A 13,511-nucleotide genomic window follows, 5' to 3' on the forward strand; every position below is an offset into this window, starting at 1 on the left:
CGCCTGGACAACACCAACAACTGCCCGGCAATTCCTGTCAGGAAATCGCCGGGCACCGCTGATTCTCAAAATATACAATTAGCTTAAATTTAACCGACGGCTTCATTCAGAAACTTATACTGCGCTTGAATAAGCCCGTGATAAATTCCCTGCTTTTTCATCAGTTCATCATGATTCCCGGTCTCCATGATTCTGCCATGATCCAGAACGACGATATTATCGGCATGACGAATGGTGGATAAGCGGTGAGCGATAATGAAAGAGGTTCTGCCTGCCAACAGCGTCTTCATCGCTTCCTGAATTTTCAGCTCCGTCTCGGTATCGATGCTGGCTGTCGCCTCGTCCAGAATCAAGATCCGGGGGTCGGCGAGCAGAGCTCTTGCGAATGAAAGAAGCTGTCTCTGCCCCATGCTCAGCATACTTCCCCGCTCCTGCACCTCCGTATCATAGCCATTGGGCAGGTTAATGATGAAGTCGTGAGCGTGAACCGCCTTGGCGGCCAGTTCCACCTCTTCGTCTGTCGCATCCAATCGCCCGAATCGTATATTATCGCGAATCGTTCCCGAGAAGATGAACGTGTCCTGCAGAACAATTCCAATCTGGGACCGAAGGCTCTGGACCGTAACATCCCGAATGTCGTGACCATCGATCATCACTCTTCCCTCTACCGGATCATAGAAGCGGCACAGCAAGTTGATGATCGTACTTTTTCCCGATCCCGTATGTCCGACCAAAGCTATGGATTGGCCCGACTGAACCTCCAGGCTTATCCCTTTAAGTGCCGGACGGTTCGGTTCGTATTCAAATACGATATTCTCCAGACGGATATTCCCTTGGATTGGGGGCAAGGTACGCGCTTTTCTTTTTTCTTGTACGGTCGGCTGTTCATCCATAAACTCAAAGATGCGTTCCGATGACGCCATAGCTATGAGCAGTTGAGAATACATTTGGCCCAAACGATTAATAGGCTCCCAGAAATGCCCGATATATGTGGCAAAACCGACCAACACCCCGATGGAAATATCCCCGGCGGCAACGAGCGTAGCCCCATACCAGAACAAAATACAGTAACCGATCGCTCCAGTAATTTCAATCAAGGGCCCGAAGGTTTGATTAAGACGTGAAGCTCGGTCCCATGATTTGCGGTTCACATCGTTCATTTCGTTGAAATACTGCATGTTCTCTTTCTCTTGGGTAAAAGCCTGGGTGACCTTAATTCCTTGGATACTCTCGTTCAGATGAGAATTAATGCGCGACTGCTTCATCCGAACGTCCTGCCAGCCCCGCCTGATCTTCTTACGCAAGGAAGTGGATACCAGAAACATTAACGGAACTGTAATCATGATGGCCAAACCGAGCTTGACATTAAACATCAAGAGTATGATGACTATTCCCAACAATTGAATACAGTCGATGAGTACGTTGACTACACCGTTAGTGAACAGATCTTGAAGAGAGTTTATATCATTCGTTACACGGACAAGAACCGATCCCGCCGGGCGCTTATCAAAAAAGCGAAAAGACAGAGACTGAATGTGGCTGAACAGATCATGCCTGAGATCATGGATCACCCGCTGCCCGATCATGGATGTATACCGGATCCTGTAATTGCTCGCCAGACATTGTATTATATATACCGCAGCCATTGAGGCAATGATGATAAGCAGCAGCTTTCCGTTCTTCTCCATTAGCGCATGGTCAATAGCATACGTGATGAACAAGGGGATGGCCAGCTTCGTTAGTGTGACCAGCAGTATCGTTATAATGATGATGGGCAGCATCTGTTTGCGGTAGGGCATCATATATTTACCCAGTCTGCGCATTTGTCCCCAGTCGAACGGCTTCTCCATTACTTCATCGTCTTGGTAGACAAAGCGCTGCTGCTTGCTGCCCCCCGACTGTTTCAACGAATCATCGTTCTCGACCTTTCGCCGGTTACTCAATTGGCCCACCTCTGCTTTAGCATTCTCTCTCCGGCCTCTTCGGGCCGATCGGAGTACTGGATTTTATAGGTTTCCAAATAAGGTCCCGGTTGGGCCAGAAGCTCCTCATGGGTTCCTCTCTGCACAATCCTTCCCTTATCCAAAACAATAATTTCGTCGGCATGTCGAAGCGAAGAGATTCGATGTGCTATAATAAATGTGGTTCTTCCCTTCATCAATTCGCTGAAGCCTGCTTGAATTTCATGCTCCGTCTCCATATCGACCGCGCTTGTCGCATCGTCCAGTATTAAGATTTTAGGGTCTTTCAACAAGGCGCGTGCGATGGCGATCCGCTGCTTCTGGCCTCCGGACAGCCCCATACCCCGCTCGCCAACGACCGTATCGTAGCCTTCAGGCAGCTCCATAATGAAGTCATGGGCTTTCGCCAATTGCGCCGCTTTAATTATTTTCTCCATCGGCACGTCCCTGTTGCCATAGGCGATATTATTGCGAATCGATGCCGAGAACAGGAAGGTTTCTTGGAAGACGACCGCAATTTGCCGGCGGAGAGATTCCAGATCCAGCTCGTTAATATTTCTCCCATCCAATGTAATGGCCCCATCCTTGAGGCTGTAGGCTCTCATCAACAATTGGATGAAGGTGGATTTCCCGGATCCCGTGCCGCCGAGCAGCCCGATGACGCTTCCGGCGGGAGCATCCAGGTTTATGTTATACAGCGCCGGAGAATTATCCGGATAGGCGAAGGTAACGTTCTCGTATTTAACATGTCCCTTTACCTGCTCCGGGCTCAGCTTGACGGCCTGATCCACGTTCTTGACATGCACGTAATGATGAAGCAGTTCAAGAATCCTTTCGCCGGACGCTTTCGATTGTGTATAATTGTTAATGTGCACCCCGATATTCCACATCGGGCCGATAATATACCAGATTAAGCTGTTGAACGCTACCAATTCCCCTACCGACATCTGTTCGGTGATAACGAAGTGGCCTCCTACCCCTAACAGAATGACGATGCTCAGGTTCGCAAATAGCTCCATAACCGGGAAGAACCTGGCCCATATATTGGAAGTAAATATGTTTGTCCCTTTGTAGTCTTCGCTTCTAGCCGCAAACTTCTCAATTTCATAGGGCTCGCGGGCAAAGGATTTAACCGTTCTTACTCCCGTAATATTTTCCTGCACGGCCGTAGTCAGATCACTCATGGATTTGCGGATGCTGCGGAAGGCCGGATGAATTTTCCCTTCGAAACGGACGGCTGTAAACGCCAGGAAGGGCATAGTGACCATCGTAATCAGGCTTAGCTTCCAATTGATGCTGAACATCATGGCCAGCCCGAATCCAAGCATCAGCACGACGTTAAATATTTGCGCCATACCGAAGCCGATGAAGTGGCGAATGGCCTCCAGGTCGGCAGTCAATCTCGACATCAAATCGCCGGTTCTTGCCTTGTCATAAAACTGGAAGGACAGATACTGCAGTTTGTTGTATAAGGCGTTCCGAAGATTATACGCTACCCGGTTACCAAGCCGTCCCCCGGTAAATCCGTGAAGAAACTGGAACGTTCCTTTAATCGAGATGACCACTATGACGAGTAACGACAAGTAAGGAACCATCTCATACTTTCCTGCGATGATGACATCATCGATCAAAAAGCGGAGCAGATTGGGATATACGAGTCCCAAGGCCGTGGCGCACGCCAGACAAATGATCGAGATGAAAAATAGCCTCTTCTCCTTCCAATAATACTCTTTCAACTGCCTAAATACATTCATCCTCCTGCCCCCTATAAGCTCTGCCTTTGGCAAAACTTGTCTCGTAAGCATTCGCTCCTTACTGTGAACCGTGCGAAAATAGGAATCGGCTTATGAAGCGACCTGATGGCCGTAACCGTCCGAATGAATAGAGTGAATAAATATTCATCCTACCCAGTGGCGGCCAGTAAAGTCTCTCTCCCCGATAAACCGCTTTCGGTTGGCCGGAGGCAGTATAAACCAGCGACAGCTCCTTAGTGCCGTCCCTTGTTATTTCTTTCTCCCGGCTTGTATCTAAGCGGTATTTCCGCTCGAATCATTAGCAATATTAACACCATCCTTACAGGGGGGCAATAAGTAGAAAACCGCTAAAATCCTCCTATTTCAACATTTGCTAATAAAAAGCAGATACAATCCGTCGAATCCTTTTAAATAATCCATATCCCCCCAATTGTTTCCTGTTTTCATCGACTTTCTTTTTCCAATGTTTCTCCGGCCGCTAATAACCTCGATTTGTTACCTTTTGGTTCCATCCGGGCTTTCATTTAATAAATCTGTTAACCTTCTTTGCGTATTTTTTCCCACAAGGATAACGGCTATCGCCGTCCTTTGGACTGGCGCGGTTACGATGAAATATAAGAACAGGTATGAGGTGGAACTTTTACTTTCTTATTTTGAAAAAAAACCGTCCGACTTCTGTCGAACGGTTAATGGTAGCCTGTTTGGTACTTTTTAGTCAATCATAACGGGAATTGAACAGGTTACTCGGCAAGGGCCGCCAATCGGTCTCGAATCTCGATAAGCTGACCTACGTCGATCTTCATTTCCATGGCATCTTTCAAGCCTTGGTAGTGATCCTTCACCATTTGCAGCTCCTTCTGCCCCAATTGCTCCAGCCTGTCTGCGAGTTGACGACCGTAGGCCGTTTGCAGACGTTCCGCGTGAAGGTCCAAGTATTGCTGAATAACCGTACCCAGCTCCGCTTCCAATTGTTGTCTAAGCTTCTCCTTGCCGCCCCCTTCGAAGAAGGACTTGCCGTTCTTAAAGGCCCGTTGCAAGCCCTTGACATCCGGTTCGGGCACCGTCACCGACTCGTCCACCTCCGGCGTATCGAAGGACTCGGCTTCAAAACGATGCGGAGAGTAGCCCGGAAACTTCAGCTCGATGTCTTTCCACAGCTTCTCAAGCTTCTTCTGGGCGAAGGAATTCATAAATTGCTCCAACCGAAGTGTCGTCGCGAGTACTTCCTGAGACAAATTGTAGGAAATCAGCCGCAGCAAATCAAAATAAGCAGCCCTCAATGCCATCCGGATGTCTCTTCCATCCTCATGAAGGGCACCGGGATTGAAAGCGAGATTATAAAATTCCCCGAAACGGAACATCATTCGCTGTTTCACATAGTAGAGAAGCTCTTGGAGCTCCTTCGCCAGTTCGTTGTGTCCCGTCCCGCTCTCGGGAGCCTGAAGGGCTGCAGCTACCTCTGTATATGCATTCTCCAGAGTTAGGAGCCTCCGCTTCCTTTCGCCCTCGCTTTGCTGCGCGCCTTGGATCCATTCCCTCATAGTCCCAACCGCGCGCTGCAATTCATACCGGGCGGAACGGATAGCCATCTCGCTCAGTTCTTCGTAAGTGAAGCGGATAAACTGGCGTTCGAACTCGAGAATGCCCGATTGGCGAAGCAGAAGCGGATCGTTCTGCAGCTTGCCCTCTACTGCCTGCTGGCTGGATACGGGGTAGATTCTCGGGTTTCGGACTCCATGGCTTGTCAGATTGGCTTCCACGTGCTTCACTACCGCATCCAGCTCCTCCGCATCTGCGGCGAGGTCGGCGGCATTGACGATGAAGAACATCTTATCCAGCTCGAAGGAGTCCTTCACCCGGCCAAGCTGCTGCAGAAATTCCCGGTCTGCCTGCGAAAAGGCATGATTGTAATACGTGACGAAGAGAATGGCGTCAGCGTTTTTAATATAATTGAAGGCTACTCCGGTATGTCGTGCGTTAATTGAATCGGCCCCCGGTGTATCCACAAAGACCATGCCCTGCTCCGTCAGCGGATTGCTGTAATAGAGCCGGACCGACTCGACGAAGCAGGATTTCTCCTCCTCCGCCACATAACTTGCAAACTGCTCAAGATCGGCGGTCAGTTCTTTGCCGAGCTTATCTGCAGCGGCACCCCAGCCTTTCTCCACAGCTTTGAGGAAGGCGTAATGCGGTTTCCCGCCCTCGCTTATCTGCTCAGGGTGGATTCCGGCAATGGTACGCAGACATTCTTCCCGGCTACCTCCCGGCTTGCCCAGCACATCCAGCGAGAAGCGGATTTCCTCAAGCACCGCTTCCTCCGTCTTCATGACCACTTTAACCGTTCCATGCGGGCAATCATCCGTCGGCGGCAATATGGTATTGATCGCCGCAGTCGTCGGATTCGGGGAGACCGGTAATATCCGTTCTCCGATCAACGCATTGGCGAAGGATGATTTGCCGGCACTGAATGCGCCGAACAAAGCGACGGTAAACCGGTTGTTTTCCATCCGCTCGGCTTTGTCCAGCATGGAGCGCGATACGTTCTGCAGTGCGGCCAGATCCTTCGTCAAGTTGGCGGCCTGACGAAGAGTATCCGCCATCCGCCGCAGCCGGTTCCGCTGATCCTGAACCCGGTTCGCACTGCTGCTCTCGGTTTCGGCCTCTGACTCTGCCGGAAGCACCTCGGGCTTCTTCATCGCGGAATCCGATGGGGCTGCGGCCACTGGATCGGAAGAACGTTCCCCAGCGAATTCCTCTTCGTTGTAATCGCCGGGGGCGGGCAGCTGCAGCGCTGAACGGGGAAGTGCCCCGCGAGACAGGTTCAGCATCCGCTGCAGCTCTTCCCTCTCCTCCTGCTCGATTTGCTGCAGCCGGCGATGCGACCCTAAGGCCGACTCTAGCTCCATAAGCTCCGCTTCCAGCTGCTGCTGCTCCTTCTGCATTCGCAGGGATAGCTTGCTTATAAGCTCTTCGATAAGCCCGGTGGCCGCTTGCCGGAACATCGTCTTGACCTCCGAAGACAACTGCTTGGAGAAGTTAAGGGTATATTCGTTGGAGAAGACCGCTCCCGTATGAACCTGCTCCGCTATCCAGGAAGCCGGAAGACTAAATTCCAGCTCCTTCAATCGATCCTCTTCCAATTCATTCAACAATTCATGCTTCTCGGCCTGCTGCTTGATGAAATCCTGAAGGTGCCAGCTTAAGCCCGCTTTGATCTTCTCCGCAAAATCAGAATAGAAAGCGTCCAATCGGCTGGAGATTTCTTTCTCCGTCTGTGCCGCTCTTGAGAAAAATCCGACCTTAAACCCAGGCTTGCGGCTTTGCAAATAATGATGCGCCAGATCTCTGGTTGTCGCAGGAGTCAGATTGGCGTTATCAATGATCGAGGAGATCTCCTTCCTCCATTCCGCCTGAAGCTGAAGGGGAAGCTCCTTAAGCCGGTTTAGCTGCTCCTGCTTCTCTTCATATCGCGCTAATGCTTCATCCCCTCCGTCCGCCTGCTCGATCTCGGCCATAAGCCTGGCTTTCTCCTCTTCCCGGGCAGACGCAACAGTAGCGGCATGCTCGCGAATCAGCTGTTCCGAAGAAGCCGCAACGCTCTGATTGCGCAGCGGCTCCGCCATTAGCATCAGCTTGCGAAGCAGCCAGATCAGCTTCGGCCATTCATGGTGCGGATGCTCCGGATGCTTGACCGACAGATACAGGATCCCGTCAGGCGTAATATTCCAGTTGGCGAAGGACTGTCTCACGCTTTCTTTATATTGTTCAAAAGGAAGCTCCGCTTCCCTATGCTTGTCAATCTGGTTAACGATCAGGTATACGGGCTTGCCCCAATCCTGAAGCTGCTTCGTAAATGCAAAATTGGTCTCTGATTGCACATGGTTGTAATCCATCACATAAAAAACGACATCGGCCAAATGCAGCGCCGATTCCGTTGCCATCCGGTGGGCATCGTCCGTAGAGTCGATCCCCGGTGTATCCAACAGTACCGCCCGCTCGCCCAGAAAAGGAATCGGGTAACGAATATCAACGGAACGGATATCCTCCCCATTCTTGCAGTATTCGGATAATTGGTCCGGCTCAATCCGGTCCGGTTGCTCCCGCCCGTTCCGGTACACGGATACTTCCCCTTCTCCATTGCGGATAGACACAATATTGGCACTCGTTGGAATGGGGCTGGACGGCAGCAGCTTCGCCCCGCACAGCCGGTTAATCAAACTGGATTTTCCTGCGGAAAAATGCCCGCAAAAAGCAAAGTACAGCTGACCGGAAGCAAGCTTGGATTCTAGCTGCATCATCTTGTCGGCATGCCGAGAATCCCCCGCAGCCTGCATGTCGGAAGCCAGCTTAGCAATCGTTTCCACACCGTTCATCACGCATTCTCCTGACCCTCTGTTGTCCTAAATAAACAAAAAAACCGAAACGGATTTCGGTTAGAGTGTTGAGGAAGATTTCCTCAATAGACTTTAGACTGCACTTCACCGAAAGGCTTCGGTTTATGGTAGAAACGGACTCCGGATCCGGGGCCTCGACAGGTGTAGTCGAAGGCTCCCGGCGGAGGCTGTTGAAATGGCGCTGCAACCTGAAGGTGTACAGCGGCAACGCCCTTTCAAGGGCCTCGCTCTCCATGTCCTTTCCGGTGGAGGCGCGATCTTGCCCCTCATCCCGGCCGTTTCTAATCGTTATAAGCCATTATAACCGTGTTCTCCGGTTACTAGTGTATCACATTTTCCTCCTCAGGGAGAATAATTTCGAACACATCCCCATGCTGAAGGATAGTCACGTTCTGTTCCTTAACTTTCATCACGACAACGTCCGGCTTCGTTCTCATGCGATCCAGGTAGCTATCCGGCACCTCTCCAGATTCGCTGACGACAATTCCTTCAATCTCTTTCTCCTCGTTTTCGGCAAACGGGGTCTTCATTATTTCTTCATAGATGTCGGAGAACACCGCGAAGTTTTTGGTATAGACTGATATGCATTTCATGTCATCCCATCCTTTTACTGTTGACTTCCTTATCTAGTCTTGACTTCCTTCGTTTTCCTATTCTTCGCAACGTTCATTCTTTTTTTTCCTTCGCGGCACACGTCCAGCAAAGGACAGATGTCACATTGGGGATTCTGCGCCTTACAGTGATATCTTCCGAAAAAGATAAGACGATGGTGAGTTTGGGTCCATTCTTCCAGCGGCACTTTTTTCATTAAAGACTTTTCGACTTCCAGCACCGAGTCATCCGCTTTTGCCAGACCCAGCCGTTTGGATACCCGTTCCACGTGAGTATCCACTGCGATGGCCGGAACTCCAAATGCATTGGAAATAACAACGTTGGCCGTTTTTCGGCCTACGCCGGGCAGCTCTACTAATTGTGAATGCTCTTGCGGAATTTGTCCGTTGTGTTTTTCTATAATGAGTTGACAAAGCTTTTGAATGTTTTTCGCCTTGTTTCTGTATAATCCGATGCTGCGGATATCCTGCTCCAGCTCCTCCAGCGGAACGGCCAAATAATCTTCCGGTGTTGTATATTTACGAAAGAGCGACTTCGTTACTTTGTTGACCGTCTCGTCTGTACATTGAGCGGACAGCAGCACCGCGATCGTCAGCTCGAACGGATTGGAATGGGTCAACTCGCAATGAGCATCCGGAAACATCTTCCCGATTTCATCCAGAATGTGCCGAACCTTTGTTTTATTCATCATCCCGGTCCCCCTTCTCTAACCTTGCGCCCGAACCCCCTACAGTGTAACGAATCCGATTAAGATATTCAATGAGGATATCCAGGCAAAAAATGAACATTTCTAAAACATTGCGCTCAAAAGGAAACCGTCCGAATAAGGATGTTCCTTATTCGGACGGCAAGCTCTATGTCCTGAATTTCGGACAAGCCTGATGGCGGCTCTTGCTTCTCTAGTTACTGGTTATCAGCTTCACTTGCTGGATATTCTTGCCTACGAATGTAATGGCAATCTTCGTTCCAGGCGATAGCTGGGCGAAGGTTATTGCCGTATCTGCGGCAGACAAAATCTTCGCATCATGCGGCAAAGTGTAGTAAAATGCGGAACCATTCTGATCCTTCACGGTCAACTGGCGGCTGGACTCGTTCTTGGCGGTCAGCTCATAGTTGATGGTCTGTTTCTTCTGGATCTGGAAAACGTAATCGTGCTGGTTGCTCATTCCAGCCCGGATCGAATCACCGACCTTCAGATGGTCCAGCGTAAGGTTGTCTTGGTTCAATCCCTCTACCGCCACATACGTATTGAGTTTAAGGTCGACATACTGGCCGTTAGGCATCTTCAGCTTGAGCTCTCTAGTCGTCGGGTTGATCATGGATATGACCCCTTCGTACCCGAAGCTGTACGAAATATTGATCAGCTCGTCCTTACTGTTGTACGTCAAATCCACTTTCTGGCCGATAGGAAACATCTTGTCGAAAGTCTCAATCGCAATTGAAGTTCCATTATAGGTAAGGCTGACTTTATCGTTCAACTCGAAAATCTCGGGCTTGCCGTCGACGATAACGGTCAAATACTTCGACTTGCTGTCATAACTATGAATTGTTGCCATGTAGTTGACCTTTTGCTTCCGTTCCCCGACAAACACCTTCTTCACTTTATCATCGGAACCAAGGTAAACCGTAATATCGTCCCCTTCCTGAAGCTCGGCAATCGAGGAGCTCAGCTTCCAGGGCATGATCACTTCAACGGTATTGGTATCAAACGAATAAGTTCCGAATTGGTTATCCGCAAACTGAATAGTCAAGTAAGGCGCCCGGTTATCCAATTTAATATAATCCAGCTTGCCTTCCTTGATCATCTCTACTTTGGTCGTTACGACTTCCAATTCCACAACGATGTTATTTTCCACGCGGATGCGAACGGTATCTCCTTCAAAGATATGATCCAGAGACCTCATTCCTTCCTTGTAAATGACAGGAAGGTTATCCGCATAAGCATACTCTTGCTTGCCGCCGTCCGTTTCGTTCACGGTCAGTTTCTTACTGTCTTTATTCACAGAGACGAAGGTTCCGACAGCTGTTTTATTGACCGGCGCCTCTTTGATAATAATATGAGCCACTTTCTGGTCGGCGGTGCGGCGAATTTCGATTTTGCTTCCTTTCACAACGGACGAGAGACTTTGGCCCAAACCGTCTTTGTCGGTGACCGAGGTGCCGGACATCAAATCGTATACTTCAGACCTATCTCCAACTTTTAAAGTCAGCTTCATGACGGACAAATCGATATTTTCCACTGTACCTTCGGTCGATTGGTAAGAAACCTGATCCGTCACTTCTATATAATAAGCCGTATTGTCTTGAGCTATCGTATAAACGGTGTATCCGGGTTTGATATCACTCCAGGATATTTTACCGGTACTGCCTTTTCCATAAATAACCGAGCTGGAATTAATAGACAGAGTGCGGGATTGCCCGCGGCTATCGATCAATTGCACAGAATTTCCGGTTATTGCCTGAACCGTTCCCGTTATCACTTTATCGGATTGATAAGAGGAATACTGTTGGGCACGGCTGATGAAGGTGGCCATCTGAGCTCTTGTGACCGACTCCTGGGGACGGAATGTGTTGTCTTCGAAGCCGTCTACAATTTTTAACGACAAGGCTTCATTTATGAACCCGATATTTTCGTCGGATATTTTATTATTGTCCGAAAATCCGGTCGATTGGGATTTCTTCTGATTGGCTTCCTGCTGCTTGTTCACCGAACGAATGACGATCTTAGCCACCCATTCTCTGGAGGCGCTTTTTGTCCCCCAGGACTTGCTGCCCGAAGAGGTATTTGAACCTTCTTCCCCGATGCTGATCAGGCCTTTTTCAATGGCGGTAATAACATATCCGCGGGCATAGTCACTCACCGAGAAAGGCAGCACGTAGTTCTCCGTCTTTAACTTCAGGGCTTCCTGCTCCAGCCCCATTAAACGGATTGCCAGTACAATGACTTCCTCTTGGGATACTTTATCATCGGGAACATATTTCCCTTCGTCCCTTCCTTGAACAATCCCCTGTAGAGCCAGCTTCGTCACAAACTGATGAGCCCAGTGAGATGTCGGCACATCATCAAACTTATAGTTTAAAGCTGCGGCCGCCTGTACCATTCCGCCGGCCGGTTTCCATTCAGCGGCATACGCCCCGCCGGCCGGTTTCCATTCAGCGGCATACGCCCCGCCTGCCTGGCTGCCTACCACCATGGCAGATACTACTAAAGAAACTATCATTTTTTCTGTCTTCTTCTTACCCGATTTCATTCCTCTTCCCCTTTCAGCCTTCAATTCCAGCTTGAGTTATGCTTATTCTATATGCAAATATTCTCTAATGCCTGCCACAATTCCTTCTGCAACCTTGTACTGAAATTCTTCCTGGTACATCAAAGTTTCGTCCTCTACGTTGGACAGATATCCGATTTCCAGCAGAATGGACGGCATCTTGGTTGCCGTAATGACCCGGAAATTATTCTTGCGGACTTTGCGGTCCGGGAAGCCAGTCGCATCCAGAATATGGCGGTGCATGATTTTAGCAAATTCCAGGCTTCGGTCATGCCAGTAATAAGTTTCTGTGCCTCTGATTTCCGGATTGAACTTATTCCCATGAATGGAAATAAACAAGTCGGACTCCTGGCTGTTGGCAAAAGCGGCACGCTCGTCCAATTCAGGGTATGTGTCATCCGATCGGGTTAACAGCGGTTGAATTAGAGGCTCCTTATCCAATAGCTCTTTGACCTTAAGAGTTGTACTCAGCGTAAACTCTTTCTCTTTTCTTCCCGTTAGAGACGAAGCTCCGGGATCCTGACCTCCATGGCCGGCATCAATCACCACTTTGTAAACGAGCGGTTGGAAGTTAACCGTTATCTGATTGGTTGTCGGATCTTCCAGCAGCTTATAGGATGCCTTCGATTTTAAATCAACGACAATTCGAACGGTATACGGGTCGTCCGAATATAAGGCATAACGAATTTGCGACACCATAGGGTGATCCGCAACCTCGATCGTTCCGCTATTTACTCCTGTTTGGGGCACAAGGGCTTGTCCAAGTCTGTAATTGGGAATATCAATGACAAGTCGGCTCGGGCTAAGCAAGGAAAAATGGCTCGGCTTCATTTCCTTCGACCCTTGAATGAGTAACTGTTCGCCATTCATGACGATGGATTCAATAGCGGGAAGGGAGGGATCCGGTGTCGGTTTTACGGTAGGCCCTGTACTGGGCTTCTGGCCATTCTGATCCGTATTGGGATTCGGAGTAGGCTGGGGGCCAGGTGTCTGGTTAAGATCAGGACCAGGGGTTGGATCCGAAGGATCGGTTTCATCTGTGCTTTCCTCTGGCTGCTCTATGATCGGTTCGTTGATCATATGTACGGAACGCGTTTCATTGTCCCACTTAACTTGAAGCCCTAGATTTTCCGCGACAAACCGGACAGGAACAAGTGTGTTTCCCTCGATATTCACCGGAGAAACTTCCAGAGGATAGCCTTTCCCGTCGATGGAAGCATAAGATTTATCGATCCATAGCAGCATCTCGGAATTCGATTTCTGAATCGTCACCTTCTGCTCTTCCTGGGTCCAACTGACCTTCGCGCCCAACTCCTCGGACACAATGCGAATAGGAACCATTGTCGTATCATTCATGATGCGGGAAGCTACCTCAGGGTTTAGCTTCTTCCCGTTCAGATATAGCGGAATCGAATCCTCCGCATATGTGAACTGGGGAAGCAAAAAGATAAATGCAAACAAGGACAACAGGGAGACTACCAGCTTTTTCATCATTCACCTCTGAGTTTAGTAGATTATGCC

Annotated in this window: 7 protein-coding genes; all 7 read right to left on the bottom strand. The window is 49.5% G+C overall.

Going from position 1 to position 13,511, the window contains the following annotated elements:
* Window positions 1-89 precede the first annotated feature (89 nt).
* The 7 genes from ACTHRH_RS03900 to ACTHRH_RS03930 all read right to left on the bottom strand — a co-directional run bounded on the left by ACTHRH_RS03900 (window position 90) and on the right by ACTHRH_RS03930 (window position 13,481).
* Window positions 90-1,943, bottom strand: coding sequence for an ABC transporter ATP-binding protein (locus ACTHRH_RS03900; RefSeq protein WP_144940857.1), 1,854 nt, complete (start codon window positions 1,941-1,943; stop codon window positions 90-92).
* Window positions 1,940-3,715, bottom strand: a complete 1,776-nt coding sequence (locus ACTHRH_RS03905; protein WP_144940860.1) for an ABC transporter ATP-binding protein — start codon at window positions 3,713-3,715, stop codon at window positions 1,940-1,942. The genes ACTHRH_RS03900 and ACTHRH_RS03905 overlap by 4 nt, the downstream gene beginning before the upstream one ends.
* A 740-nt stretch (window positions 3,716-4,455) precedes the next feature.
* Window positions 4,456-8,088: a dynamin family protein gene (locus ACTHRH_RS03910; RefSeq protein WP_144941651.1), complete on the bottom strand. Its 3,633-nt coding sequence runs from the start codon at window positions 8,086-8,088 to the stop codon at window positions 4,456-4,458.
* Window positions 8,089-8,429: 341 nt separating this feature from the next.
* Window positions 8,430-8,702 (bottom strand): NAD/NADP transhydrogenase alpha subunit, encoded by a 273-nt coding sequence (locus ACTHRH_RS03915; protein WP_144941653.1) that lies wholly within the window; start codon window positions 8,700-8,702, stop codon window positions 8,430-8,432.
* A gap of 29 nt (window positions 8,703-8,731) precedes the next feature.
* Window positions 8,732-9,409, bottom strand: a complete 678-nt coding sequence (gene nth / locus ACTHRH_RS03920) for an endonuclease III (protein WP_144941661.1) — start codon at window positions 9,407-9,409, stop codon at window positions 8,732-8,734.
* A 211-nt stretch (window positions 9,410-9,620) separates the two neighbouring features.
* The gene (locus ACTHRH_RS03925) at window positions 9,621-11,972 is read right to left on the bottom strand and encodes an S-layer homology domain-containing protein (RefSeq protein WP_440414233.1); all 2,352 of its coding nucleotides are present in this window, start codon (window positions 11,970-11,972) and stop codon (window positions 9,621-9,623) included.
* Window positions 11,973-12,014: 42 nt separating this feature from the next.
* On the bottom strand, window positions 12,015-13,481 hold the full coding sequence (locus ACTHRH_RS03930; RefSeq protein WP_186328521.1) for an N-acetylmuramoyl-L-alanine amidase family protein: 1,467 nt from the start codon (window positions 13,479-13,481) through the stop codon (window positions 12,015-12,017).
* Window positions 13,482-13,511 lie beyond the last annotated feature (30 nt).

The sequence above is a fragment of the Paenibacillus sp. SAFN-117 genome (assembly GCF_051966115.1).
Lineage (GTDB): Bacteria > Bacillota > Bacilli > Paenibacillales > NBRC-103111 > Paenibacillus_L > Paenibacillus_L residui.